The 25,590-nt window shown below is 65.9% G+C and carries 28 protein-coding genes and 3 pseudogenes; 16 read left to right on the top strand and 15 right to left on the bottom strand.

The features are described from left to right. The first annotated feature begins 27 nt into the window (after positions 1-27). The 3 genes from ACQP2D_RS27720 to ACQP2D_RS27730 are packed head-to-tail and all read left to right on the top strand — an operon-like array spanning position 28 to position 3,193. Positions 28-1,143 carry a hypothetical protein gene (locus ACQP2D_RS27720; RefSeq protein ID WP_433678857.1) on the top strand — a complete coding sequence of 372 codons (1,116 nt, stop codon included), beginning with the start codon at positions 28-30 and terminating at the stop codon, positions 1,141-1,143. A gap of 5 nt (positions 1,144-1,148) precedes the next feature. Next, positions 1,149-2,183 carry a phosphotransferase family protein gene (locus tag ACQP2D_RS27725; RefSeq protein WP_433678858.1) on the top strand — a complete coding sequence of 345 codons (1,035 nt, stop codon included), beginning with the start codon at positions 1,149-1,151 and terminating at the stop codon, positions 2,181-2,183. Positions 2,184-2,200: 17 nt separating this feature from the next. Next, positions 2,201-3,193, top strand: a complete 993-nt coding sequence (locus ACQP2D_RS27730; protein ID WP_433678859.1) for a 1-aminocyclopropane-1-carboxylate deaminase/D-cysteine desulfhydrase — start codon at positions 2,201-2,203, stop codon at positions 3,191-3,193. On the opposite strand, the gene ACQP2D_RS27735 is transcribed toward ACQP2D_RS27730, so the two are convergent. Beyond that, a complete protein-coding gene (locus ACQP2D_RS27735; RefSeq protein ID WP_433678860.1) occupies positions 3,178-3,786 on the bottom strand; it encodes a QsdR family transcriptional regulator in 609 nt (202 codons plus the stop codon). The genes ACQP2D_RS27730 and ACQP2D_RS27735 overlap by 16 nt on opposite strands. Positions 3,787-3,895: 109 nt before the next feature. Here ACQP2D_RS27735 and ACQP2D_RS27740 point away from each other — a divergent pair, with 109 nt between their 5' ends. Next, on the top strand, positions 3,896-5,692 hold the full coding sequence (locus ACQP2D_RS27740; protein WP_433678861.1) for an acyl-CoA dehydrogenase: 1,797 nt from the start codon (positions 3,896-3,898) through the stop codon (positions 5,690-5,692). A gap of 48 nt (positions 5,693-5,740) precedes the next feature. Here ACQP2D_RS27740 and ACQP2D_RS27745 read toward each other — a convergent pair whose 3' ends face one another. The 4 genes from ACQP2D_RS27745 to ACQP2D_RS27760 are packed head-to-tail and all read right to left on the bottom strand — an operon-like array spanning position 5,741 to position 9,691. Beyond that, positions 5,741-6,313, bottom strand: a complete 573-nt coding sequence (locus tag ACQP2D_RS27745; protein WP_433685782.1) for a hypothetical protein — start codon at positions 6,311-6,313, stop codon at positions 5,741-5,743. A gap of 26 nt (positions 6,314-6,339) precedes the next feature. Next, positions 6,340-7,479, bottom strand: a complete 1,140-nt coding sequence (locus ACQP2D_RS27750; RefSeq protein WP_433678862.1) for a hypothetical protein — start codon at positions 7,477-7,479, stop codon at positions 6,340-6,342. A 53-nt stretch (positions 7,480-7,532) separates the two neighbouring features. Further along, a complete protein-coding gene (locus ACQP2D_RS27755) occupies positions 7,533-7,973 on the bottom strand; it encodes a hypothetical protein (RefSeq protein ID WP_433678863.1) in 441 nt (146 codons plus the stop codon). After that, positions 7,970-9,691, bottom strand: a complete 1,722-nt coding sequence (locus tag ACQP2D_RS27760) for a hypothetical protein (RefSeq protein ID WP_433678864.1) — start codon at positions 9,689-9,691, stop codon at positions 7,970-7,972. Before ACQP2D_RS27760 ends, ACQP2D_RS27755 begins: the two co-directional genes overlap by 4 nt. Positions 9,692-10,206: 515 nt before the next feature. On the opposite strand from ACQP2D_RS27760, the gene ACQP2D_RS27765 reads away from it, so the two are divergent. The 6 genes from ACQP2D_RS27765 to ACQP2D_RS27790 are packed head-to-tail and all read left to right on the top strand — an operon-like array spanning position 10,207 to position 16,981. Continuing rightward, entirely contained in the window at positions 10,207-10,992 is a 786-nt protein-coding gene (locus tag ACQP2D_RS27765; RefSeq protein ID WP_433678865.1) for a GntR family transcriptional regulator, read from the top strand. Beyond that, positions 10,992-11,219: a 4Fe-4S dicluster domain-containing protein gene (locus ACQP2D_RS27770; protein WP_355184857.1), complete on the top strand. Its 228-nt coding sequence runs from the start codon at positions 10,992-10,994 to the stop codon at positions 11,217-11,219. The genes ACQP2D_RS27765 and ACQP2D_RS27770 overlap by 1 nt, the downstream gene beginning before the upstream one ends. A 29-nt stretch (positions 11,220-11,248) precedes the next feature. Then, positions 11,249-12,676, top strand: a complete 1,428-nt coding sequence (locus ACQP2D_RS27775) for an ABC transporter substrate-binding protein (RefSeq protein ID WP_433678866.1) — start codon at positions 11,249-11,251, stop codon at positions 12,674-12,676. Beyond that, positions 12,673-13,566 carry an ABC transporter permease gene (locus ACQP2D_RS27780; RefSeq protein ID WP_433678867.1) on the top strand — a complete coding sequence of 298 codons (894 nt, stop codon included), beginning with the start codon at positions 12,673-12,675 and terminating at the stop codon, positions 13,564-13,566. The genes ACQP2D_RS27775 and ACQP2D_RS27780 overlap by 4 nt, the downstream gene beginning before the upstream one ends. After that, the gene (locus tag ACQP2D_RS27785) at positions 13,563-14,297 is read left to right on the top strand and encodes an ABC transporter ATP-binding protein (protein WP_433678868.1); all 735 of its coding nucleotides are present in this window, start codon (positions 13,563-13,565) and stop codon (positions 14,295-14,297) included. Before ACQP2D_RS27780 ends, ACQP2D_RS27785 begins: the two co-directional genes overlap by 4 nt. Further along, on the top strand, positions 14,294-16,981 hold the full coding sequence (locus ACQP2D_RS27790; protein ID WP_433678869.1) for a fumarate reductase/succinate dehydrogenase flavoprotein subunit: 2,688 nt from the start codon (positions 14,294-14,296) through the stop codon (positions 16,979-16,981). The genes ACQP2D_RS27785 and ACQP2D_RS27790 overlap by 4 nt, the downstream gene beginning before the upstream one ends. A 98-nt stretch (positions 16,982-17,079) precedes the next feature. Here the strand turns inward: ACQP2D_RS27790 and ACQP2D_RS27795 are convergent, their stop codons facing one another. The 3 genes from ACQP2D_RS27795 to ACQP2D_RS27805 all read right to left on the bottom strand — a co-directional run bounded on the left by ACQP2D_RS27795 (position 17,080) and on the right by ACQP2D_RS27805 (position 18,294). Continuing rightward, positions 17,080-17,139, bottom strand: coding sequence for a hypothetical protein (locus ACQP2D_RS27795; RefSeq protein WP_433685783.1), 60 nt, complete (start codon positions 17,137-17,139; stop codon positions 17,080-17,082). A gap of 84 nt (positions 17,140-17,223) precedes the next feature. Further along, on the bottom strand, positions 17,224-17,589 hold the full coding sequence (locus tag ACQP2D_RS27800; protein ID WP_433678870.1) for a hypothetical protein: 366 nt from the start codon (positions 17,587-17,589) through the stop codon (positions 17,224-17,226). 120 nt (positions 17,590-17,709) lie between these two features. Further along, positions 17,710-18,294 carry an NAD-dependent epimerase/dehydratase family protein gene (locus ACQP2D_RS27805; RefSeq protein ID WP_433678871.1) on the bottom strand — a complete coding sequence of 195 codons (585 nt, stop codon included), beginning with the start codon at positions 18,292-18,294 and terminating at the stop codon, positions 17,710-17,712. 104 nt (positions 18,295-18,398) lie between these two features. On the opposite strand from ACQP2D_RS27805, the gene ACQP2D_RS27810 reads away from it, so the two are divergent. Further along, positions 18,399-18,893, top strand: a complete 495-nt coding sequence (locus ACQP2D_RS27810) for a phosphoribosyltransferase (RefSeq protein WP_433678872.1) — start codon at positions 18,399-18,401, stop codon at positions 18,891-18,893. 57 nt (positions 18,894-18,950) lie between these two features. Here the strand turns inward: ACQP2D_RS27810 and ACQP2D_RS27815 are convergent, their stop codons facing one another. Then, entirely contained in the window at positions 18,951-19,490 is a 540-nt protein-coding gene (locus ACQP2D_RS27815) for a MarR family winged helix-turn-helix transcriptional regulator (protein ID WP_433678874.1), read from the bottom strand. A gap of 83 nt (positions 19,491-19,573) precedes the next feature. On the opposite strand from ACQP2D_RS27815, the pseudogene ACQP2D_RS27820 reads away from it, so the two are divergent. Next, a pseudogene (locus ACQP2D_RS27820) lies at positions 19,574-19,789 on the top strand (hypothetical protein); the annotation flags it as partial. A gap of 473 nt (positions 19,790-20,262) precedes the next feature. Next, entirely contained in the window at positions 20,263-20,511 is a 249-nt protein-coding gene (locus tag ACQP2D_RS27825; RefSeq protein WP_433678875.1) for a hypothetical protein, read from the top strand. A 119-nt stretch (positions 20,512-20,630) separates the two neighbouring features. On the opposite strand, the gene ACQP2D_RS27830 is transcribed toward ACQP2D_RS27825, so the two are convergent. From ACQP2D_RS27830 to ACQP2D_RS27845, 4 genes and pseudogenes are all read right to left on the bottom strand, one after another. Continuing rightward, positions 20,631-21,323: an SDR family oxidoreductase gene (locus tag ACQP2D_RS27830; RefSeq protein ID WP_433678876.1), complete on the bottom strand. Its 693-nt coding sequence runs from the start codon at positions 21,321-21,323 to the stop codon at positions 20,631-20,633. Positions 21,324-21,739: 416 nt separating this feature from the next. Next, positions 21,740-21,943: pseudogene (locus ACQP2D_RS27835) on the bottom strand (hypothetical protein); the annotation flags it as partial. Beyond that, positions 21,931-22,131 carry a MarR family winged helix-turn-helix transcriptional regulator gene (locus tag ACQP2D_RS27840; RefSeq protein ID WP_433685976.1) on the bottom strand — a complete coding sequence of 67 codons (201 nt, stop codon included), beginning with the start codon at positions 22,129-22,131 and terminating at the stop codon, positions 21,931-21,933. The pseudogene ACQP2D_RS27835 and the gene ACQP2D_RS27840, both read right to left, overlap by 13 nt. Before the next feature lie 34 nt (positions 22,132-22,165). Next, the gene (locus tag ACQP2D_RS27845) at positions 22,166-22,591 is read right to left on the bottom strand and encodes an anti-sigma factor antagonist (protein WP_433678877.1); all 426 of its coding nucleotides are present in this window, start codon (positions 22,589-22,591) and stop codon (positions 22,166-22,168) included. 127 nt (positions 22,592-22,718) lie between these two features. On the opposite strand from ACQP2D_RS27845, the gene ACQP2D_RS27850 reads away from it, so the two are divergent. Then, positions 22,719-23,321 (top strand): TetR/AcrR family transcriptional regulator, encoded by a 603-nt coding sequence (locus tag ACQP2D_RS27850; protein WP_433678878.1) that lies wholly within the window; start codon positions 22,719-22,721, stop codon positions 23,319-23,321. A gap of 280 nt (positions 23,322-23,601) precedes the next feature. On the opposite strand, the gene ACQP2D_RS27855 is transcribed toward ACQP2D_RS27850, so the two are convergent. Continuing rightward, a complete protein-coding gene (locus ACQP2D_RS27855; protein WP_433678879.1) occupies positions 23,602-23,772 on the bottom strand; it encodes a hypothetical protein in 171 nt (56 codons plus the stop codon). A 311-nt stretch (positions 23,773-24,083) separates the two neighbouring features. Here ACQP2D_RS27855 and ACQP2D_RS27860 point away from each other — a divergent pair, with 311 nt between their 5' ends. Next, complete coding sequence (locus tag ACQP2D_RS27860) at positions 24,084-24,545, top strand: SRPBCC family protein (protein ID WP_433678880.1); 462 nt, start codon at positions 24,084-24,086, stop codon at positions 24,543-24,545. Positions 24,546-24,589: 44 nt separating this feature from the next. Here ACQP2D_RS27860 and ACQP2D_RS27865 read toward each other — a convergent pair. Continuing rightward, positions 24,590-24,748: pseudogene (locus ACQP2D_RS27865) on the bottom strand (SDR family NAD(P)-dependent oxidoreductase); the annotation flags it as partial. 241 nt (positions 24,749-24,989) lie between these two features. Here ACQP2D_RS27865 and ACQP2D_RS27870 point away from each other — a divergent pair. Beyond that, positions 24,990-25,472, top strand: coding sequence for a DUF4383 domain-containing protein (locus ACQP2D_RS27870; RefSeq protein ID WP_433678881.1), 483 nt, complete (start codon positions 24,990-24,992; stop codon positions 25,470-25,472). Positions 25,473-25,590 lie beyond the last annotated feature (118 nt).

Genomic DNA, 25,590 nt, shown 5'->3' on the forward strand with positions numbered 1-25,590 from the left:
CGCGGGTACCCCGATGAAGGAGTCCGAATGCTGGTGCCCGAAGACGAAATGCTGTCCCATCAACTCGCGACGACGTTCGATCACGTCGGACAGAGCGACCTGCGCTGGACCGAACGCGTGGTGATGTACGGCTTCGACAAATCCGGCGAGATCAGCGTGATGACGGGTCTCGCGCGCTTCCCCAACCGCAATGTCATGGATGCCTATGCCATGGTGACCGTCGGCGGTAAACAGGCGAAGGTCGTGCGCCTGTCCACCGAATACAACCATCGTGCGGCGAGCCTCGGCGCCTGGGATGTCGGCCCGTACACCTACGAGGTGACCCAGCCGCTGCTCGGCACCAGAGCCACGCTGACCGATAACGACCACGGCCTGCGTCTGCGGCTGGACTTCCACGGGACGTTCCCCGCCTACGAGCAGACGCCGGCCTTCCACCGTTCCCGCGGACGGGTGCGCGAGGACGCGCGGCGGTACTACCAGAACGGCACCGTCACCGGCTGGATCGAGATCGACGGCAGGCGCATCGATATCGACCCCGAGCAATGGTGGTTCGGCCGCGACCACTCGTGGGGCGTGCGGCACGGTCCCGGCGGCGGCAGTCTCGACGAGGGCGCGGGCCGACAACCCACCGAGGTGCCCGACGGCGTGCTCTACTACATGGGCATTTTCCAATTCGACGATGAGCTGGTGCATTTCGCGCAGCGCGAGACCAGCACGGGTGCGCGCTGGCAATTCGAGGGGGAGGTGCTGTACCCGATCGCGACCGGACGGGATTCGACGCCGCTCATCGATGTCGAGCACGATCTCACCTTCGAATCCGAACTGCGCGTCGCCACCGGCGGCACCTTTACCGTGCATCGCGCCGACCGCGCGTCCTCGGTGCTCGAGGTGCGCCCGAGCTGTCGCTTCTGGCCCGGTTTCGCCGGGTACAACGAGTACCGCGGTTACGCGTCGGGGATGTGGCGGGGAAAGTCGTTCAGCGATGGATTCACCGTCGACATCACCGATCTCGACCAGGTGCGGCCGGTCAGCCTGCTGAGCGAGACGCTGTGCGAGGTGCGCGCGGGCGACAAGGTCGGGCACGGACTGCTGGAGATGGTGTTCATGGGCAGCTACCCGCGCTACGGCTACAGCGGTCGGTGAGCACTATGAGTGCCACCCGACTCACCCCGGACGAACTGCCCGAGCATCTGAAACCCCTTGTGCACCAGCACATTCCAGCCTCGCAGCAGGCAACCATCGCGAACTGGAAGCGCGCCGACCAGGGCTTTGCCTCCGACACCTACCTTTTCGATGTCGAGGGGCTGAACACCGCACCGGGGCACGCCGGTTTCGTCTTTCGCCGACCGCCCGAGGTCGCACTGTTCCCCGACTACGATCTGCGCAGGCAGTTCCTGGTGATGAAACGCCTCGCCGCGACCGATATCCCGGTCCCCACGGTGCGCTGGATCGATACCGACCCGAATCCGCTCGGCACGCCCTACTTCGTCATGGACCGAATCGACGGCGGCCGGACACCGAGCGATGTCCCGACCTATCACGAGGCCGGGATGTACTTCGAGGCGACACCCGAACAGCGCGCCTCGATCTGGTGGTCCTGTGTCGACACCATGACGCGGGTGCACCGGCTCGATCCGGCGGCACTGCGCCTGGACTTTCTGCGCATGCCTCGACTCGGAGCCGAACCGCTCGAACAGGTGCTCAACTATCTGGATCTGGCGGTGCACTGGGCAAGTCCCACCCCATCGCCCATCTTCGAACGCTCGCTGGCCTGGCTGCGGGGCAATCGCTACCGACCCGAGCATGTGACGCTGTGCTGGGGCGATAGTCGTCTGTCGAATCTCCTCTACGGCGACGATCTCTCGGTCATCGGCGTCCTCGACTGGGAGATCGCTTACCTCGGCGATCACGAGGCCGACCTTGCCTGGCTACTGCTGACGGACTGGCTGTGCAGCGATTTCCAGGCCCGAGCGCGACTGCCCGGCACGCCGACACGCGCCGAGACCATCGCGGGCTACGAGGAGCGCACCGGCTGGCCGGTGCGCAACCTGCGTTTCAATGAAATCCTTTGCGCGGTTCTGCTTTCGGTACCCCTGCTGCGCATGTCCAGCCATCTCGGCATGGGCGATCTCTCCCAGGTCTGCGCGGCCCGCCTCGACCAACTGCTCACCGAAGGGAGCTGAACCCCAATAATGGTCGGATGACCGAATCCCTACTCCACCGGCGCTTCCCCGAACTGGCCAGCACACTGCCGTTCGCCCGGCTCGGTGTCGCGCCGACGCCGGTCCGCCCACTCGATCTCGGCACCGCTGCCACTGTCTGGTGCAAGGACGAAAGCGGGTACGGCTCCGGCGGCTGGGGTGGCAATAAGATCCGCAAGCTGGAGTGGCTGTTGCCCGAGGCCCGACGGCGCGGTGCCCGCACCATCCTGACCTTCGGCGGCACCGGGACCAACTGGGGTCTGGCCACGGCGCTCTATGCCCGGGAATTCGGCATCGACACCGCGCTGGCGCTGGTCGACCAACCGGTGGACGACCACGTCCGCGCGCAACTGCGGCGACTGGAAAACTCCGGCGCCACTGTACATTTCACGCACAGCAAGATGCGCACCGTGCTGGCCGCACCATGGCTGCTGCTGCGGCATACGCACGGCCGCACCCTGCCGCATGTGCTGCCCGTCGGCGGTTCGTCGCCGATCGGCGCGCTCGGCTACGTCGAGGTCGCCTTGGAACTGGCGGCGCAGATCGCCGCGGGCGAACTGCCCGAACCGACGCATCTGGTGACCGCCGTCGGATCCGGTGGCACGGCGGCGGGTTTGGCTCTCGGCCTACGGCTGGCCGGACTACCCACCCGCGTCGTCGGCGTCATCGTCAACGATTCGCTCCCGCTCGACGCGCTGCACATTGTCGAGCTGGCGAACCGTTCCGCGGCGGTGCTCCGCGCACGCGGCGCGGAAGTCACCGTGTCCGAGCTACGTCCGGACGACGTGACGATGGTGCGCGACTGGCTCGGTCCCGGCTACGGCCACGAAACCCCGGCCGCAATAGCCGCGCAGAAGCTCGCCGCGACCAATGGACTGGAATTGGAAACCGTCTACACCGCAAAGGCTTTGGCGGGCCTGCTGGATATGGATACTCGCGGCGACTTCGGCGACGGACCCGTGCTGTTCCTCGATACCTACGGGCCGCGCTGATCCGGATCCAACCCCAGAATCACCGCGAGCACCGCACGCAGCCGATCCACATCGCCCCGAAGACCGGTCACCGCATCCTGATACAGGAATGCCTCGATGAGTCGGACCAGGGCGTACGCGAACGTCTCGGTATCGACCCGGTTCTGGTAGCCCTCTTCGATCGCGATATCGAGTATCTCGGCGACCACCCCGACCACCCTCGGCTGCACCGGTCCGTCGCTGGTGGTGATGATGCGGCCCGCAGTGGCCTGTTCGGTCGCGATGAAATACCGGTACGCCTCGCTGCGCGTCATCCAGCGCGCCACCCGGTCGAGCATGGCGAGCACGCGCGGCGCGCCCGATCCTTCGGCGCGCATGCGCGCCGCCCCGACCATCCGCTCGAATTCCGACACTATGACCGCACCGAGCAGACCGTCCCGGGACCCGAACCAGCGGTAGATGGTCGCCCGCGACAGCCCCAGCTCGGCCGCGATAGCCTGCACGTCGACCCGCTCGGAGGCCAGGAACTGGGCACTCGCCGCGGCCAGCACCTGCTCCTGGGAGGCGGCGGCGGGACGGCCGACGGGGCGGGCGGTACTCGAGGTTGTGGTCATCCCAGCCCTGGGATCGATTCGCGACACATGGGTAGTAACGTACCAAATCGACCCAGGCGAGCGGCACGCCCGTCTGGGCCAGTCTCTGCCACCGTGAGAGGAAGTGCCCGTGCGCTCGACATTGATCTCCCGTAGGGACCTCGATTTCCTGCTCTACGAATGGCTGCGGGTCGAGGAACTGACGGCGCTGCCGCGGTTCCGCGAACACTCCAGGGAGACCTTCGACGGTTTCCTCGACCTGTGCGAGGATCTCGCCACCGAGCAGTTCGCGCCGCACAACAAGCGCAACGACAGCAATGAGCCGACCTTCGACGGTGAGCGGGTCACCATCATTCCGGAGGTCAAGGCCGCGGTCGAGGCCTTCGGCAAGGCGAATCTCATCGGTGCCGCCATGGATGAGGAGATCGGCGGGCTGCAACTGCCCGCCACCCTGGAGGCGGCCGGGTTCTGCTGGTTCCAGGCGGCCAATGTCGGCACCACGGGCTACCTGTTCCTGACCGTCGGCAATGCCAATCTCCTTGCCGCACACGGCACTCCGGAACAGATCGACCGCTTCGTCAAACCCATGGTGGAGGGCAGATTCACCGGGACGATGTGCCTGTCCGAACCGCAGGCCGGTTCCTCGCTGGCCGATATCGTCACCCGCGCCGAACCGCAGGCCGACGGCACCTACCGGCTGTTCGGCTCGAAAATGTGGATCTCCGGCGGCGATCACGAGCTGACCGACAATATCGTGCACCTGGTACTGGCCAAGATTCCGGGCGGACCGGCCGGAACCAAGGGCATCTCCCTGTTCGTCGTGCCGAAATTCCTGGTGGCCGCGGACGGATCGCTCGGCGCGCGCAACGATGTGGTGCTGGCCGGGCTGAACCACAAGATGGGATATCGCGGCACCACCAATACGGTACTGAACTTCGGTGAGGGCAAGCACACTCCCGACGGTGCGGCGGGTGCGGTGGGCTATCTGGTCGGCGAACCGCATCGCGGCCTGTCCTACATGTTCCACATGATGAACGAGGCCCGGCTCGGTGTCGGACTCGGCGCGACGGCTTTGGGCTACACCGGATACCTGAAGTCGCTGGAATACGCCCGCGAGCGCCGCCAGGGCCGCGGCGTCACCGCCAAGGATCCGTCCGCGCCGCAGGTGCCGATCATCGAGCACCCGGACGTGCGGCGCATGCTGCTGGCGCAGAAGGCCTATGTCGAGGGCGCGCTCGGTCTGCTGCTCTACTGCAACCGGCTCGTCGACCTGGAACGCACCGCCGTGGATCCGGCGGCGAAACGCGAGCACACCCTGCTGCTGGAAATCCTCACCGGCGTGGCCAAGAGCTGGCCGTCGCAATGGTGTCTGGAGGCCAACAGCCTCGCCATCCAGGTACACGGCGGCTACGGCTACACCCGCGAATACGATGTCGAACAGCACTACCGCGACAACCGCCTCAACCCCATCCACGAGGGCACCCACGGCATCCAGGGTCTGGATCTGTTGGGCCGCAAGGTGATCCAGCACGACGGGGCGAGCCTGCGGCTACTGGCCGCACAAATCGAGCGGACCGTACTCGCGGCCACCGAGGCGGGCGGCGAATGGACCGAATTCGGCGGTCAACTCGACGCGGTCTGGCAGCGCCTGCTCACCGTCACCGGCTGGATGTTCTCCTCCGGCGATATCACCGCGGCGATGGCGAATTCGACCATCTACCTCGAGGCATTCGGCCACGTGGTCCTCGCCTGGATCTGGCTCGAGCAGGCACTGGCCGCCCACGGCCGAGAGGGCGACTTCTACGACGGCAAGCGCGCCGCCGCCCGCTACTTCTTCCGCTACGAATTACCCAAGACCGCACCACAATTGGACCTGCTGGAACTGATGGACCGAACCACCCTGGATATGCGCGACGCCTGGTTCTGACCTGCTCACGCACCGCGACCGGGACCGCATCGCGGTGGGGTCGCGCCCTCAGACGACCAGTGGTCGCTGGCCGGGGCGGGTGCGACGCCAGGCCACCGCGAGGAATATGAGCAGGCCGAGCAGTGGCAGGGTGCCGATCGTCCAGCTCAGCGGCAGCGGCGGTCCGGGTTGGTCGAGGACCGTCACATTGCCGAGGGTGCCTTCGCCGTGTCCGAGCGGACCGTCGATCGCGAAGGTGAAGGTGTAGGTGCCCGGGGCATCGAAGGCCTTCACGTCCAGACCCCAGGAATCGCGTTTGCGGGGATGGCGGACCAGCGGCGCGGCGCGGCGGCCAGGTCTGACCGCGGGACCGGTCAACCGCAGCGTCCCGGACTTATAGGCGATGCCACCGTCGGGCATGAAGGTGAAGTCCAGCGATTTCATCGCGCGAATCGGCCAGGTCGAGAACCCGACGGTCACACCGTAGGGCCCGACCTGGAGGCGCTCGGTGTGCACGATATCGACCGGCGCGTAGGCGGAGGCGGGGGCGATCGCGATCAGGGACAGGGTGATCGTGGTCAGCACCGTGACCACGAGTCTGCGCAGTGTGTGCAGACCCGCCACCCGGCGACCACCCCTCATCGAATCGCTACGCGATCCAGTGCTCATCACGCCTCCCGCACCGCGGGCAGCATGGTGGTGAACCGGCCGCCCAGGAATCCGGCCAGCAGCCCGAGCGGAATGCCGAGGAGCGTGATCGTCACGACGTCGCCGATGGCGATACGCGATGTGGCATGGGTGAAAGTCAGCTGGAGCGGAAACGTCACACCGATGATCACGCCGGTCACCGCACCGGCCACCAATACGATCTTCCTGGCGTCGAAACCACGATTGCGGGCCAGCCAGAACAGCGCCTCGACGGCGACGGCCGCGACGATCAGGAACATCGGCATCATGACCGGCAGCTCCGGTGGTCGTCCTGTGAGACCGTCGCGCAGCGGCAGACCGATGGCCGAGGCGTAGGTCTGCGCGGCCCAGGGCGAGAACCACCACAGCAGCGCCTGCATGGCGCCGAGCGCGGCGGCGATGGCGATGGCGGCGCCCGTGCGCGCCAGCAGTGCCGCGCCGAGGATGAGCAGCATCGGTCCGAACAGCACGAGGCCGAGGATCGTCGGATCGGCGGGCAGGTGCAGGTTGTTCAGTGCGTTGGTGGGAATCGGCGCGAAGGTGATCAGAATGGGAATCGCCACGACGATGCCGATCTGTCCCCAGCGGTGGTCACGGTGGGCCGCGAAGACGATGATGCTGCCGATCATGGTCAGCGAGATCGATAGGAACAGCGCGACGTGCGACGGCGTGTTGAGTACCGCGTCGAAGCCGTAGATCGAATGCCATTCCAGATCGAGCAGGCCGTAGAGCAGGAACAATGCGGCGCCAGCACCGGCGATCATATAGCCGAGCGGGGCGGTGAGGTTACTGCCGAAGACCCGGATGGGGGTGCCGCCCAGCCGCGGGACGGGCCGACCGGCACGTTGGGCGGCGGTGGCGATGAGCACCATGGCGAGGCTGGCGAATCCGGATATGGCGCTGCCGGAGTACAGAAACAGGTGCGGCAGGGTGAAGAAGGTGTCGGGGCCGACTTCGTTGTGCCACTGGATATCCCAGCTGAGACCGACCAAAGTGACCGCGGTGCCGAATAATACGCCCCAAGCGCCGATGCGGGCCGCGCTCCCGCTCTCGGAGGCGGTGATATTCGCTGCCGGTCCGGCCGCGGCCGCGGTCGCATCGGGTGGTGCCGGCGTGCTCATGGCGGTCCTCATCTCTCTCGTGCTCCGACGGTTGTCTTGATCTGCAAGTGTTTTCAGCCACCGATCCACAGCGGGACCGCGAGGTCGTCGACACTGTCGTGTTCGTCGATCGATACGCGAAGCTCCCACGGACCGGTCATCATCAACGGCACCGTGGCGGCGTGGAAACGACCGGACCCGGCGGCCACCGTCGCGACGGGTTGTCCCGCGTATCCCATCAACGGCTGGTTCGCCTGAATAAGCACTGCGGCATGGTCTTTCGTGGCGCCGGAACGGTCGGTGACGGTGATGTCGATATCGGTGCTGCCGATTCGTGGGTTGCCGATGGCGACCGTGACGAGATGGTGCGTTGTTCCGGATTTCAGCACGAGCGGGCCCGACGGACTGGGCCGGACCAACCAGGCGATGGTGGCGATCACGATGACGATCGCCGCTCCCCCGACCAGGAGCAGACGGCGATCGGTTGTCCGGAAGACGGATTCGGACCTGGTCATGGCCGCGCTCCCGTCGCGACATCGAGGACGATCGGCACTGTCAGCACCGTGTAGCGCCGTTCGACCTGGATCCAGAGTCGATACCGGCCCGCGATCGGGAAGGTGTAGGTGAAGGGAACATCGGGTCCGTATGCGGCAACCGTCTCGTCGGGTGCGCTGTCGCCATTGCCGGGTGGCATGAGCATGGTTCCCCGGCTCGCGGCGGGCGCGGTCATATCCATGCCCGGCATAGCCATACCCGACATATCCATACCGGGCATGCTCTCCATCGATGCCGCGCCCATCGAGTGCGCGTGCCCCCAGATGGGCGAGTTCTGCACGGCGGCGGCGATATCCGTATGGGCGGGCAGTGGACCCGCCATGATCATGTGCCCGACCATGCCCAGCCAGGGTTGCAGGTCGGCACTGTCGCCGAACTCGGCGGTAATGGTGGTCGGCGCTCCGGCCACCGGCATGGTCGTCCTGATTTTGACCGGGTTTCCGTCGATAATGGTCGCGGTGTTCTTGTCACCGCTACCGAGATGCACCGGGGCGCCGACCGATTGTGCTGCGTCAGCACCGGGCAGAACGGTGAAACCACTTGCCGCGCGGACCATCTGAACACCACCGCCACGCCGCGCCAATTCCGCGGACACCGCATATCGCCCGGCCTGCGGCGACCGCAGATGAACCTGATAGCGACCGGGTCCGATCCGAATCGGATGCAGATGCGACAGACCGCCGGATGGTCCGACCATCAGCAGATGCATCAGCGCACTGTCGTGGACGAGCAGATCATCGACCGGTGCTCCGGTGGCCGCATCGATCAGAACCAGATCGAGATCGCCTGGGCGCCCGGCATTTACCGGCCCGCCCGCGATGGTGAGCAGGACCGGCGGCCGCGAGAAATCCGATAGCAATGGCTGATTCAGGGCATAGGGATCGGTGACATTGTCCACCGTGGGATCGAGCTGTCCGCCGGGTTGCGGAGGCAGCGGCAGCGATGACGACAGGACCGCGGCGGTCACCGATACCGCGATCCCGGCCACCATCCCGGCAGCGGGGAGCAGTGCCCACCCACTGCGCCGAGCGCGTAGCGCGATCACCCCTGCGACCGGCAGCAGCACACCCGCCACCAGAAATCCGCCATAGACCAGCCGTTCGGGTGGCGAGGTCACCTGCGCGGGCACGACGAAGGGAATCCGCGCCACCCGCACACCGTCGCCGACTGCCAATTCCCATGGCCCGGCCCGATCCATGGGCACAGTGGCCGAATACATTCCGGGTGTATCGCCGAGATCCACAACGGCCTCGGCGGTGGACGCACCGGGCGCGGGCAGTGTCGATCGTGTCGTGGCGCCGGTCGGCGTCACCGCCAGTGTGAGGCGCCCTGCGGCGGTACCGGCATGGGTGACCACATCGACACGCAGTGGCCCCGGCACACTGGTCACCCGGCGCAAGACGATCGTGAGCTCCCGATCACCGAGCGACTGCGCGACCGAGACGTCCGCACCCGAGGCAGGCGCATCCGCGAACGCCGAACCCATCCCCACCGACGCCAACAGCGCACACACCCCCGCGACCAGCACAGCGCGACCGCGGACAACACCGGCAACAACAGCCACGCCCGCAATGGTAAGGATGCGCACCCACGAGAACATCACCCCCAGTGGGGATTTCGACTCCCCCGCCGGAGTGATGCCGCCCTGGGCGACCATCCGGATAATCCCCGAGCTCATCCGCGCCGGAACCACTGGCCCCGATACCCGCTGATGCAACAGGCGGTGCCCGCCGGTATGGCGGGACCGGGCAGCACTCACGCTGCGCTACGCCCGGGATGCCCATGTCCAACGCGGCCACCTCACCGAGGTCGCGAGTGCCCTTGCCACCGCGGCGATGCGGACGGCGCTCGCGGTGCTGGCGGCGCGCGGCGAATCGGCCGCCAACGAGAAGCGCTGCTGCGGCGGGCGGGGCTGCGTGGCATCGACACCATCGTGGCCGGACCGCGCCCAGAGTCCGCGATGCTGGCGGAGGCGATCGTCGAGACCGAGATGTTGGTCCGTACCGCGCTCGACGCGTCATTCGAATCTGCGTGATCAGAACTCACCGACCGCGATCGGGGTGGCGCAATCGCCGCTCCGGCACGCATCCGCCCAGGTCAGCGCGGGTGGCGGGCGGCGGAATAACATCCGCTGATTTGCCCGGCCCGCAGCGTGGATCTGGCGGGCCGGCGCGCCAACTATCGTCGCTGTCCATGCAGGTCAGCGAGAGAAAGGTGGCGGAGGTGGGAGCCGAGGCGACGCCCGTGCGACGGTTGCGGGCCGACCAGGCGCGCCGGATAGCCGACGTGCTGCGTCATCAGATCCATGCGGGCGCGTTCGACGAGGCGCTGCCGAGTGAGCAGCAGCTCGTCGCGGAATACGACGCGTCCCGCAATACCGTGCGGGACGCGCTCGCACTGCTCAAGGACGAAGGGTTGATCGATCGGGTGCCGAAGGTGGGCACCCGGGTCGCCCGACGCAAATACGACCATGGGCTCGACGCGCTGCTCGGGCTACAGGAAACGCTGAAGGGCCACGGCACGGTGCGCAACGAGGTGCGCGCGGCGATGCACATCACCGCGCCGCCCGCCGTCGCGCGCAAGCTGGGGCTGAATCCCGGTGAGCGCGTGGTCTATATCGAGCGACTGCGTTATCTCGCGGATCTGCCGCTGAGCCTGGATCTCACCTATCTCGCACCCGATATCGGCACCGAGGTCCTCGGTCACGATCTCGAGTCCAATGACATCTTCGTGCTCATCGAACAGATCAGCGGCGGACCACTCGGCTCGGCCGATCTCGCGCTGGAAGCGATTACCGCGGACGCGCACACCGCCGCCACCCTGGAGGCGCCCGAGGGCGCCGCACTGCTGATGCTCGAACGGCTGACCCGTCTCGATGACGGCAGACCGGTGGATCTGGAGTACATCCGGATGCGCGGAGACCGAATCACCATGCGCGGCAGTCTGATCCGCAGCACATCCGAATGGAAGGTCATCTGATGGCACTGGCGAACCAACGCACCGATATCCCGGTGACCATCGACGAATCCCTGTGCATTCAGGGCTGCACGCTGTGCGTGGAGATCTGCCCGCTCGACTCGCTGGCCATCAACCCGGACAACGGCAAGGCCTTCATGCATGTGGACGAGTGCTGGTACTGCGGCCCGTGCGCGGCCAGATGTCCGACCGGTGCCGTCACCGTCAATATGCCCTATCTGATCCGCTGAATAATCTGCACCGAATCCGGAAGTCCCCCATGAAGAAACGCCTCGCTCCCCTGCTCCTCGCCGTCGCACTGGCCGCGGCGGGCTGCTCGCTGCAGAGTTCGGACAGCACCCCGGCCGGAACCGTCAAGGTCGTTGTCGGCTACCAGTCCAAGACCATCAATACCGTCACCGCGGGCACCCTGCTGAAGGCGCAGGGCTATCTGGAGCAGCGGCTACAGAAGATCACCGACAGCGGCGGCGCCGAATACCAGGTGGAGTGGCAGGACTACGACACCGGCGCGCCGATCACCGCGCAGATGCTCGCCGAGAAGATCGATATCGGCTCGATGGGCGACTATCCGCTGCTGATCAATGGATCTCGCACCCAGGCCAATGATCGGGCCAAGACGGCACTGGTATCGGTGACCGGATACAACCCGAGGGGCGCGCTCAATATGGTTGTGGTGCCCCAGGATTCGACCGCGAACACAATCGGCGAGCTGGCCGGGCAGAAGATTTCGGCCAGCGTCGGCTCGGCCGGACACGGCACCCTGGTGCAGGCCCTCTCGCGGGCGGGTGTCGACCCGGCCAAGGGCGTCGAGGTACTCAACCAGCAGCCGCAGATCGGTGCCACCGCACTGGAATCGCACCAGGTCGGCGCGCTCGCGCAGTTCGTGGCCTGGCCCGGTCTGCTGGTCTTCCAGAACAAGGCGAAATTGCTCTACGACGGTGCGGAATTGGGTGTGCCCACCTTCCACGGCGTGGTCGCGCGACGCTCCTACACCGCCGATCATCCCGAGGTGCTGCGGGCATTTCTCGCCGCCCAGCTCGATGCCACGAAGTTCCTGAACGAGAAGCCGTTCGAAGCCGCCAAGATCGTCGCCGACGGTTCCGGATTGCCGCAGGAGGTCGTGTACCTCTACAACGGGCCCGGCGGAACGTCTTTCGACACCACACTCAAGCCCGGTTTGATCGACGCGTTCAAAGGCGATGTGCAGTACCTGAAGTCGATCGGCGACTTCGCCGAACTCGATATCGATAAGTTCGTCGATCCCGCGCCACTGCGCAAAGCCTTCGCCGACAACGGCGTGGGCGACTACGACCAGGCGGTGACATCCACCGTCAACCCGAGCCGCGTCACCGGTACCGATCCGGTCTGCGCGCGTCCGGTGAGCAATGCCGCGCAGGCCGGGGAACTGTGGCTCGACGGCGCCGAGCGCCCGCAGCCCGCCGCCGATCCGACCTGCCTGCTGCGCGCGGTCCAGGCGGCCAAGGCACAGGGCAGGGCGATACGCGCCGCCTATGTGCCCGATGCCGAACTCGGTACGCGCTGGTTCGCCGATAAGGCGGTGTGGCTGCGCGATGGCGATAGCTTCCTGCCGTTCACCACACCCGCTGCCGCGCAGCGCTATCGGCAGGCGCATCCGGCCGCCGTGGCGATCTCCTACGACCAAGCCGTCACGGAAGTTCGACGATGACGGCAGCACGCACCGATTCGTTGACCAGTGGTCGCCGGGCGACCGGCGGGCGCACGACGGCCCTGGTCGGCCCCGCCGTGGCCGACAGCGAGGAAACCGCTGGGGCGCGTGGTGGTTCCGCATGGCGCACTCGGTTGCTCCAGGTGGCGTCGGTCGCGGCCGCGATCGGACTATGGCAGCTGCTCACCGCCAATAATGTGCGGTGGTGGCTGCGCTTCGACACGCTGCCAACGGTCACCGAGATCATTCGCGAATTCGGTAAACAGCTCCAGTCGGACCAGTTCTATGTCGACGTCGCGCAATCGCTGATCCGGATTCTCACCGGATTCGGGCTCGCGGCCGTGGTCGGGGTGGTCGCGGGCATCGGCCTCGGCCGCTCCGGACTCTTCGCCGCCGTGCTCGGACCGCTCACCGAATTGGCGCGGCCGATCCCGGCCATCGCGCTGGTGCCGGTGGCGATCCTGCTGTTCCCCAGCGACGAATCGGGCATCGTCTTCATCACATTCATGGCATCGCTGTTCCCGGTGCTGGTCAGCACCAGACACGCGGTGCGCGCGCTGCCGACCATTTGGGAGGACGCCCTGCGTACGCTGGGCGCCTCGCGCACCGATGTGCTGGTGCGAGTGGTATTTCCCGGCATCCTGCCCGGTGTGTTCAGCGGTCTGTCGGTGGGCATGGGCGTGGCATGGATCTGCCTCATCTCGGCGGAGATGATCTCCGGGCGGCTCGGCATCGGCTACCGAACCTGGCAGGCCTACACCATCGTCGACTATCCGGCGGTGTTCGTCGGCATGATCACCATCGGAATCCTCGGCTTCGGCACCTCCGGAATCGTGGAACTGGCCGGACGCCGGATCACCCGCTGGCTGCCGAGGGAGGTCGCCGAATGACCACGACAACCGCACCCACCACCGGAATGCGGCTGAGCCTGGACGGAATTCGCATCGCCTACGGCGGCAAGACGGTGCTGGAAAACCTCGAGTTGGCCGTCACGCCCGGCGAAATCCTGGTCGTGGTCGGCAAATCCGGCTGCGGCAAGTCGACGCTGCTGCGCGCGATCGCCGGACTGCGCAAGCCGGACCGCGGGGTGATCCGCGCCGATGGGACTCCGGTGACCGGACCGTCCGCCGATCGCGCCCTGGTCTTCCAGGACGATGCGCTGCTGCCCTGGCGCACCGTGCGCCAGAACATCGAGCTCGCATTGCAATTGCGCAAGGCGTCGCGCGCCGAACGCAAGGCGAGCGCCCAGCACTGGGTGGACGAGGTCGGGCTCACCGGCTACGGCGACTATCTCCCGCGCGATCTCTCCGGCGGTATGCGGCAGCGAGTTCAGTTGGCACGCAGCCTCGCCGGGTCGCCACGCGCGGTACTGATGGACGAGCCGTTCGGCGCACTCGACACCCAGACCAGAGCGAGCATGCAGCGCTTGCTGATCGACACCTGGCGCGCCCATCCGACCACCATCGTATTCGTCACCCATGACCTGGACGAGGCGCTGCTCCTCGGCGACCGCATCGCGGTCCTGGGTAACGGTGCGCTGCACGGACTTATCGACGTACCGCAGCCGCGTACGCCGGTGGACCGCCGGTCCGTACAGGCCGAAATCTTGGAGAAGCTGTGAATATTCCCGAGCTATCCGACCGGATCCGGCTCGACTGCGATGTGCTCGTCATCGGCGGCGGCACCGCGGGCACCATGGCCGCACTGACCGCCGCCGAGGCGGGCGCCGATGTGCTGCTGCTGGAGAAGGCGCATGTGCGGCACTCCGGTGCCCTCGCCATGGGCATGGACGGGGTGAACAATGCGGTGATTCCGGGCAAGGCCGAACCCCAGGACTACGTTGCCGAGATCACCAGGGCCAACGACGGAATCGTCAACCAGCGCACCATCTATCAGACCGCCACCCGCGGCTTCGCCATGGTGCAGCGACTCGAACGCTACGGCGTGAAATTCGAGAAGGACGAGTACGGGGAGTACGCCGTGCGCCGGGTGCACCGGTCCGGGTCCTATGTGCTGCCGATGCCCGAGGGCAAGGATGTGAAGAAGGCGCTGTATCGCGTACTGCGCCAACGCAAGATGCGCGAGAAGATCCGCATCGAGAACCGGCTCATGCCGGTGCGGGTGCTCACCGACGCGGGCCGCGCGGTCGGCGCGGCCGCATTGCATACGCGTACCGGCGAATTCGTGGCGGTCGGCGCGAAGGCGGTGATCCTGGCGACCGGCCCGTCGGGTCGATTGGGGCTGCCCGCATCGGGCTATCTGTACGGCACCTACGAGAACCCCACCAATGCGGGCGACGGATATTCGATGGCCTATCACGCGGGTGCGGAGCTCAGCGGCATCGAATGCTTCCAGATCAATCCGCTGATCAAGGATTACAACGGTCCGGCCTGCGCCTACGTCGCCAATCCCTTCGGCGGGTACCAGGTCAACGCGCACGGCGAACGCTTCGTCGACTCCGATTACTGGTCGGGCCAGATGATGTCGGAGGTCAAGCGCGAAATCGAATCGGCGCGCGGGCCGATCTATCTCAAGGTGTCGCATCTGCCCGACGAGACCCTGTCCACACTCGAAGGCATCCTGCACACCACCGAACGCCCGACCCGGGGCACCTTCCACGCCAATCGCGGCCACGACTACCGCACCCACGATATCGAAATGCACATCTCCGAAATCGGTTTGTGCGGTGGACATTCCGCATCCGGCGTCTGGGTCGACGAGCATGCGCGAACCACCGTGCCGGGGCTCTACGCGGCGGGTGATCTGGCCTGCGTACCGCACAACTACATGATCGGGGCATTCGTCTTCGGCGACCTGGCGGGCGGGCATGCCGCAGCCACCCTGTCCGAAGTCGATGCCCCGGGTGAACTTCCGGAATCCCAGCTGGCCGAAGCGCATGAACTCATCTACCGCCCGCTGCGACAGCCGGACGGCCCGCCGCAGCCCCAGGTCGAGTACAAGTTGCGCCGATTCGTCAACGACTATGTGGCGCCGCCGAAAACGGCCGCGAAACTGTCCATCGCGGTCGAGACCTTCGAGCGGATGCGCGGTGAGATCGCCGAAATCGGTGCCCGCACACCGCATGAGCTCATGCGCGCGGTCGAGGTCTCCTTCATCCGCGACTGCGCCGAAATGGCGGCACGCAGCTCGCTGACCCGCACCGAATCCCGCTGGGGGCTCTACCACGAACGCGCCGATCTGCCGCAACGCGATGACGACGAATGGCGCTACCACCTGAACCTGCGCAAGGGCTCCGGCGGCGCGATGGAATTCCTCAAGCGCCCGGTGGCACCGTATCTGGTTCCGGTGCCCGGCCTCGACGACCTGCCCTCGGCCGATTCGACCGTGGTCCCGGTCCGGCAACCCGACCTCATCGGTGGCCCCGCACCGGCCGCCGCACCACGCACCGTGCGCACATCGACGACACCGCCATCGCCGCGACTTGTCAGTCTGCTGGCCCTGGATTCGCCGACGGTACCGGACCTTTCGACCTATCTGTCCGACGCCGATGCCGGTGTTCGGGTGGCAGCACTGTCGGTACTGACCGAGAACACGCCCGAGGGATTCCCGTCGGTATTGATCGGGGCGCTCGACGATGACGCGGCATCTGTTCGTGCGGCGGCCGCGGCCAGTCTGCGCGAACTCGTGGAAGTGCTTCCCGACTCGGAAGGTCTTGCCGATCGACTCGATTCCCCCGACCCGGTTGTCCGGGCGACCGTCCTGGATCTGCTGCGCGCGCTGCGAGCCGGATCGGCGGCGCAATTCATTGCGGCGCTGACCGATTCGGATCATCGGGTGCGCATCGAGGCGGTGCGGGCGCTGGTATCACTCGACGATTGGCAGGCCGTCTCGTCGGTGGCGACCGATGAGAGCCGTGAGGTACGCATTGCGGTCGCACACGGGTTGTCAGCGATCGGCGGACAGGGCACCGAAACCGTGCGCGCTCTGGCCGAGGATCCAGATCCGCTCGTGCATGCCGCCGCCTTGGCTTCCTTCGCGAGTCTCGGTGTCGCACAGAATGACTCGGCTCTGCTCGTCGGCGCTCTCGCGCACTCCGCCTGGCAGGTTCGGGTTGGTGCTGCCCGGGGTCTGGCGGGCGCGGATCCCGATTTCGGCGTCGGCCCGCTTGCCGATGCCCTGCGCGATCCGCATCTCGACGTACGCAAAGCAGCGGTATTGTCGTTGACCACCTGGCCGCGCAGCGCGGCGGCGCACGATGCGTTGAAGCTGGCGATCGATGACACCGATGCGGATGTGCGCGCCTATGCGCGCCGAGCGTTGGACAGTGCACACCCTTTGTCATAGCCGCACACCGTTCATCCGGGTTGTGCCGTCCTACCGGGGTGCGGCACTGCGCCGCCAGCCGAGGAGGTCCTCGGCAGTTCGACATTCGGCGATCCGCATCAGAAGCCGCGGAAAACTCCATCCGCGTCGACATGGGTAGAGAAGTCCTCGAAGTCCATGTTCGCCAGCGACAAGTTGTTCTCTGGCCGCCATCTCGCTCGGCACCACGCCGAAGGCCTGAAAGCCCGCCAATCGAAATCGGTTTATGCGCAGCGGAATTGGAAGCTTGCGACCGGTGTCGTGCCGGGTGCCACGTCGACCTGAACGTAGGCGATGCTCGCCAGCTCGCAGCCGGAGGGAACGGAGGTGATCTGCGCCTGGTAGCAGCCGTTCGGGAAGTTCTGCGTCACCGTTCCGTCCCGGCCGGTCGTCACGGTGGCCAGCACCGGTCCGGCGGAGCACGTGGTGATGCCGACCGCGACGCCCGTGACCGGTATCTGATCGGTTCCGGTGGTCGCCTGCACCTTCAGCGGACCGTCGCCGGGCGCCTGAGCACCCGCCGCGCCAACGGGCAGCATCGCCACCAGGGCGGCACCGAGTACGGACGTGACGAGCAGCGTGTTGCGCAAGCGGGTCTCCTTCGGTGGGCGTGAGCGGATCCGGGCGATCGGCCCTGTGCCACCGTATTCCAAACCGACCGGCACGGCCACGACCCGCGACCGCCTGTCGCCACACGGCTGCGCCACGCCTCAGGCGGGATCCGCGATAACCACGATGCCGCTCGGCGCATCCACCAGCGAAACCGTCCGCGCGGCGGCATCATCCACGTGCACGCGCGGATGGCCGGGCGGCTCGGCTTCGTAATACGTACCCGGACCGTAGAATTGGCCGTACTTCACGACCACACCGCCGATATCGAGCACTGCGGCCTCGTGCGCCTCGATCACCGCGCCGCGACCGGCGGGCGGCTCCCACGCGATGCTCTGAGCGAGAAAGCGTTTCGCGCCCGCGGCCTGGGCGGCGGCAATCAGATTGCGGGTGCCTTCGCCCCGGATGCGCGCATTCGCACCGGCGAGTTCCGGGAGCAGCGCCGCATCGTCGGGCAGGTCGGTGAGCTGGTGCATCACCAGGTCGGGGCCGAAGGCGACGACCGCGGCGGTGAGCGCGTCGAGGTCGTACACATCGCAGACGACCGGTTCCGCACCGGCGGCGCGCACCTGGTCGGCCTTGGTCGCCGACCGGGTCATCCCCGCAACCTCGTGTCCTGCCTCGATCAGCAAGGGCAGCAATCGGGTTCCGATGACGCCGGTCGCACCGGCCAGAAAGATCCGCACCCGGCCACCCTAATTCCCGGACGAATGCGTTCCATGTGCTGGGGAACACCGCGTAGCTGGTCGTATGCTCTATGGCCAGCGGTAGCGAGGGAGATGGAGGGTCCATGGCGGATCGGGAAGTGCTGACCTGGGAATTGTTCGGGACCGCGAGCCGCGAGCTCGCGACCGAAATCGCCAAGGACGGATTCGAACCGGATCTGATCCTCTCGATCGCGCGCGGCGGCCTGTTCGTCGCGGGTGCGCTCGGCTACGCCCTGGACGTGAAGAACCTGCACGTGATGAACGTGGAGTTCTACACCGGCATCGATCAGCGCCTCGACCTGCCCGTCATGCTGCCGCCGGTCCCGCAGGCGGTCGATCTGGCCGGTGCGACGGTCCTGATCGCCGACGATGTGGCCGATACCGGCGCGACACTGAAGCTCGTGCGCGACTTCTGCATCGACCACGTCGCCGAGGTCCGCTGCGCGGTCATCTACCAGAAGCCGCATTCGGAGGTCGACTGCGAATACGTCTGGCGCCGCACCGACCGCTGGATCAACTTCCCCTGGTCCACCGAACCGCCGGTCGTCGATCGTCAGGCCCGTGTGCTGGATGCCTGATCCGGCACCCACTGCGGCGCATCCGCTCCTTCGAGCGGGCACCGACGGCGGTCCGAGCTACCTATCGGATCGCTCGGCCGTGGCGGCATCGAGGCGCGCCCCGAGTGCGTTGACCTGGTCGCGCAGTTCGATCAGCCGCGCGATCGGATAGCCGACTTCGCCGATAACCGCTTCGATCATCTGCTCGGCCTGTGGCCGCAGCGCACGTCCGGCATCGGTTACGCGCAGTTCGACGGCACGTCGGTCCTGGCTGCTGCGCACGCTCTCGACCAGACCGTGCGCCTGCAGCCGCTGGATGAGCGGGGAGACCGTACCGTAGTCCAGACGCAGCTGCTCGCCGAGCTCCTTCATGGTCATCACAGGTCGTTCCCACAACGCCAGCAGGGCCAGATACTGCGGATACGTCACCCCCATCGCGTCGAGAAACGGCCGATAGGCCGCGGTCATCGATCGAGAGGTGGAGTACAGGGCAAAACACAGCTGTGATGCGAGCGAGAGCAGGTCGGTGTCGGTTCCCCCGGCGGTTGCGGTGGCACCGCCGGAAGTCGCGGCCGCCTCGACACGCACCACTGGTGTGGGATGCGCTTCTTCGGGCATAGGACACTTTAGCGCAGCGAAATCGCTCCATGAGCTGTGCTCTTACGGGGGTAGCGGCCCAGGAAGCGAACGGTTGCCATGACCGCAAGACCGTTGCCGAGGTCGTATCACCCCCGGACGAGCTCATTCTCTTCTGTGGCATGTCGATTGGGTTCGAGGACCTCACGGTGGGTTACGCCGGTACCGGGCGGGCGCCCCTCGACGAGACGGCCACGTTCGTCGAGCGCCAAGCGGAGGAAGGCCGCCAGCGTATCAGCGGTCTCAGCGTCGCGGATTACGTCACAGACAGCCACGAGTGATGTCGATGACGCGCGCACATGGCTGGGCCGGACGCCGAGTCTCGGCTGCTGCTGGCCGAATTGCTGGTTCCGCTCCAGCGAGTCCCCCTTTGCAGCAACGGTTTTCGTTGTCATGAGCCAGGCCACGATCGACATAACCGGTGCATCCGCGCACCGTCGTGACGGGCTGGGCGTGATCGCATCTACCGCGGCAAGATCGGCCCGCACCGCGACACCACCGCCAAGTAAATCGAGCTGGCCGCCCAGATCGAGGCCGAACGCACCGCTGAGAAGGCGCCGGTGATGTACCTGCGCGGGGGCGGATAACCCTCCCTAACTGCATAAACGACGAGGACCCCGGCGGGCGCTATCCGCCGGGGTCCTCGTCTGTCCGGTGAGATTACAGCGCGCCTGGCCCCACGATCGAGTAGATCACTACCCTAGCGGCTCCGAATCTCCAAAAACAGACTGTTCCGTATCTGATGCTCGACACAATGACCGAAAGGACAGCCATGAACAAGATCGCCACCACCCTCGCCACCTGTCTCCTCGCGGTCGGCGCCACCGCCACCCTCGTCACCGGCATCGCCGCGGCCAACCCCGGCGGCACCTACATCGGCAACTACGCCACCCTGGCCGCCTGCGAGGCCGACGGCCAGTCACCCAGCACCGGAGGCACCCACTATGTCTGCGAGCTACAGGCCGACGGCACCTACGACCTGTACACCGGCGTCCCCGCCTGACCCCCGGTCCACGACCAAGCGCTCAACACGCCATCCCCTTCGGGGTCCCCGTAGTTTCCGCCGAAAAATCCAACGATGTTCGGCGGGCCGCTGTCTCCGGCTGGTCCGCCCGGACGTGCCTATGCGGTAACCAGGCTGTTCATGGAGAGCGGTGTTCCGAAGTAACCCGCGCGGGGGTCGACGACGACTGTCTTGGCTTCGCCTTCCCGGGCCAACACGGCGCGGGCCATCTGTTCGAAGGAGATCTTCTCAGGCCCTCCGATGTTCTCGATGTCATCCAGTGGTTCGCCTTCAGCCACTCGGGCGACCTCGGCGGCGACATCGTCGACGGCGATGGGCTGTATCAGCGCGTCTGGTACGCGCACTTCGTCGCCAACCGTCATCGAGGCCGTGATCGCGCCGGTGAACTCGGCGAACTGGGTGGCGCGCACGATCGAGTAGGGAACGTCCGACTCTTCGATGAGCTTCTCCTGGGCAACCTTCGCCCGTAGGTAGCCGCTGTCGGGTAGCTGGTCGGCACCAACGATCGACACCGCGACGTAGTGCCTGATGCCCGCGGCCTTCGCGGCAGCCTCCAAGTTAGCGGTCGATTTTGTGAAGAACTCCATCGCGGGATCGTCGTCGAAGGAGGGGGAGTTGGACACGTCGACAACCACGTCGGCACCGGTTAGAACGTCGGCGAGGCCTTCCCCGGTAAGTGTGTTGACGCCGGTCCTCGGCGACGCTGACACCGCCTCGTCGCCGTGGTCTCTCAGTTTGTCGACCACTTTTGACCCCAGGACACCTGTGCCACCGATCACAACGATCTTCATGGCTTTCCTTTCAGGATCTCTGCCGGGGCATATGAAGCCATCCGGTCACAAGCGACAACCTGCGTGCACGCCCCAGATTTACTTGGTGATCCGCAATATTGGTGTAGAACCAGGCTAAGCCGTCCGTGGTGGGTTCCACAGTGAAGATTGCCAAAAATCTGCCCGAGCTGTGGGCCACCGGACGCGCCGAGCTACCCGGCCATCCTTCCTGCCCATCGCAACACCATCCCGATATTTGAAAGATGGCGACATCGCGCATGGACCGAATATTCCGTTCGATCCCGTTGCCGCAATGCTCGACATCGATGTCGCCCGCGCGAAAGCCACACGGAGCCGGTCGATTTCGTCCAGAAACACCGGCACCCGCACACACGGAGTGTGCGGGCGCCTGGTTCGCGCAGACTGCTGCGATATTGCTACAACACCGCGTTCATGATCGTGCCCGCACTGGTCGCGACCGCACCACCGGCCATCGCGCTAGCGATCATCTTCGGCGACTGAAGCCCGCCACCGGACCATTTCTCCCAGGCGAACCGACCGCCGCCGTAGGTAATCGCGGTGACTCCGGAGAGCTGAATCAGCCAGGTGAAGTACCGACCCATTTGCGTCAGCTTGTCCGCTGGCCGACTTCGGCGATAACCGCTTCGATCATCTGCTCGGCCTGTGGCCGCAGCGCACGTCCGGCATCGGTAGCGCGCAGTTCGACGGCACGTCGGTCCTGGCTGCTGCGCACGCTCTCGACCAGACCGCGCGCCTGCAGCCGCTGAATGAGCGGGGAGACCGCGGCAATCACCGAGACGAATCTCACTGGTGGACAACAGATTTCCGACGACTGCCAACCGCTAGTTCTTGCTGTCCGCTCCGGCGTCGATACTGGCGTAAACGGGCAACAGTTCTGTGAGGTCAGCGGCGGCGATGATCCGTGTGACGATCGAGGCGGTGCTGACCAAACGGAGCTGTATGCCCCGCCGCCGGCACCGCAGTGCCTCGTCGGCGAGGACAGTGAATGCTCGGCAGGCGATGAAACTGAGGGGTTCGAGATTGATGACGAGGTATCCAGGCCCAGTTGCGGTCGCGGCTGCCTCACGCAGCAGGCGGTGCCAGGTCGACAGCGTGTAAGCGTCCACCTCTCCACTCGCATGCACAACGACCCCGTGGTCCCGTAGTTCAGTGCTGCTCTGGAGCCGAGTTACGGCATCGGCAGGCTCGGAAACCAGTGGACTGCTGGTGGTTTGGCTATTGGATGCCGGTGTCACGATAGTGCTCATAGCGGACTTCCGATATTCGGCGCCACAGCGCTCAATGATCGGCCCGCCCTGCTCATCTGAAGACAGACTTGTCTCTCTTGTATAGCAGAGACAGGGCTGTCTGTACAGGGGTACCCTGGGTCTCACTATGGAAACGCCCCCCGCACTGCGGACCACATCCGCGGTGCCGGCTCGTGAGCGAATACTGAGCACGGCCTACGATCTGTTCACCCGCCGTGGCATCCGCGCGGTCGGCACCGACGAAGTGATCGACGTGGCCGGCGTCGCGAAAGCGACCCTGTACCGCCACTTTCCGAGCAAGGACGATCTGGTGTTGGCGGTGTTGCAGCGCCGGGAGCAAGTATGGACGATCGGGCTCGTGGAACAGCAATCCCGGCTGCGAGGCAACACACCCGAGGAGCAGCTGCTGGCGATCTTCGACGTATTCGACGACTGGTTCCATGAGCGCGAGGACTTCGACGGCTGCTCGTTCATCAACGTCCTGCTCGAGTTCGGCGCCGCTCACCCGGCCGGCGCGGCCAGCATCCAATACCTCGACAACGTCCGCGCCATAGTACGCGAGCGTGCCGAAGCGGCCGGACTCCGCGAACCCGATGATTTCGCCCGTTCCTGGCACATCCTCATGAAAGGCTCGATCATCTCTGCGGCCGAAGGTGATGTGCTGGCCGCCCGCCGAGCCCAGGCCATGGCCCGCGTATTGATCGAACACTATCGGCCGACACCGCCATAGCCTCACACCTCGGCCCGATCTCCATCCTTGCCGTCGTAACTGACAGCCCCGAGCCCGGACTGCATTCACGTGGTGTTCAGGTCCGAATATCCTTGGCGCTGTAATTTTCTCCCGACGAGCCCTCGAGTCGGCGATCAACATCCTCGGCGTGTATTTCGCGATGCTTCGCCCCTCGCGGAAGATGAGCAATTGCGGCGAATCGCCTGGCCGCACAGCAAATGCCGGCGCGGGCCCACTGTTCGGCATGCAGTGGATCCTCTAGCGCAGGCCGCGAATTGCCCTACCAGCGATACCAGCGCCCGCGAGTTCCGTCGGCGGCAGCACCGCGAAATACGAACCCGAACGCCCAGATCACCAGTACCGCTATGGCTACCCACCACAGAGCCTTGAGCGCGAAACCGACTCCGAACAGAATCAGGGCAAGTAGCAGAACCAACAAAAGAGCAATCATTTCACTCACCTCCTGGTCAGGGTCTTACCCCTATTGCAGCCCGCCACTCATTCCTCGACGGAATGCGGACGAGACCAGGGAGTATGTGGTGTGAATACCCGTCGGTCGCACTGGGTTGTTTGAGCGCACCGCTTTCGCGGTACTGCGAAGGCGACCGCTGCAGACGGCCATCGCGCACGTGCCCGCCGTGACTCCTATCGCCGTGAACTAGGCCGATGCGAGGTGGGCGCACTCATCCGGCATAACTGCGGTCGCCGGTACAAGAGCACCGATTCCGGCGACGATCCCAACGATGCGAAAGAGGAAGAGACATGAGTAGCCTGACCGCTACCGTCGATGTGGAAGTTCCCGTACGCACCGCTTACAACCAATGGACACAGTTCGAGTCCTTCCCCCGATTCATGGAGGGCGTCGAAACCGTCGAGCAACTCGACGACCGGCACACCCACTGGCGCATCCACGTCGGCCCGTCGATTCGTGAGTTCGACGCCACTATCACCGAGCAGCACCCCGACGAGCGGGTGGCCTGGAAATCCGACAGCGGTCCCGAGCACGCGGGCGTGATCACCTTCCATCGCCTCGACGCCAACCACACCCGCGTGACAGCCCAGATGGAAGTAGACCCGGAAGGCTTCGCGGAGAACGTCGCGGACAAGCTCGGAGTGCTCGAGCATCGGGTCAAGGGCGACCTCAAGCGGTTCAAGCAGTACATCGAGGAGCGGCCACACGAGACCGGCGCATGGCGCGGCGATATCCCCCGCCCCGACGCCTGAGCGTCCGCCCGCGAGCACTCATGCCCGGCCGTTCGTCACAGACCGATCGGCCCGGGCGTGACGCTGTTGACCTGAATTCCCTTCTCTCCCAATAGTTGTGCCCGGCTCGGGGAGAAGTTCGCGATGGCCGCCTTGGTCGCCGCGTACGGCGCCAGCGTCGGGGAGGGCATATCGGAATCGACCGACTAACTGCCGATGATCGACAAATGGACGGCGAGGCGATGATGCATTCGCCGACGCTGATCACCAATCCGATCGCCACACGGCGAACAGGACTACCAGCCCGACCGTGAGGGCGATGGTCACGATGCCGCGCTCTCGCCGAGCGGATACCCGAACGCGGGCGAGCGAACCAGTTCACGCGCTGGTCACCGGTTTGCCGATGCCACCTCGGGGCACCCGGCCCATACACGGGGCGACAGGAATCGATCGAGAGGAGACGCCATGTCGACACCAACCAGGCACGCGGTCAGCGCGCGCACACCGGTACAACTGGCCGCCATGACGGTCGGTGCCGTCTTCCTTTTGGTCGGCATCCTCGGGTTCATCCCAGGTGTCACCACGGACTTCGACAGCATGCGATGGGCGGGACACCACTCGCACGCACAACTGCTGGGGTTGTTCACCGTATCCGTCCTGCACAACGTCGTGCATGTGGCCTTCGGCATCGCCGGTCTCCTCGCCGGGGTCCGTGCGGCCACGGCCCGTGCGTACCTGATCGGCGGCGGCGGTATCTACCTTGTGCTGTGGTTGTACGGACTCATTACCGACCAGACCAGTGCGGCGAACTTCGTCCCCCTCGACACCGCCGACAACTGGCTGCATTTTGGGCTGGGCATCGCCATGATCGGCCTCAGTGCCTTTCCCGCTGATCTCACGAATACCAACAGGCACTTGTCCGGCCGCCAGCCGGGAATCATCGAATAACGCATCGCACCGCCAGAAACCGGCAGCGCGATTGGTCTCGGCGCGCTCACGACGCTGGGGTGCGATGCTGTGAGATATCGGGTGGCGGGCCACATGGGGACGACCGTCTCTAGCCTTC

This window comes from Nocardia sp. CA-119907, from assembly GCF_050955995.1.
GTDB lineage: Bacteria > Actinomycetota > Actinomycetes > Mycobacteriales > Mycobacteriaceae > Nocardia.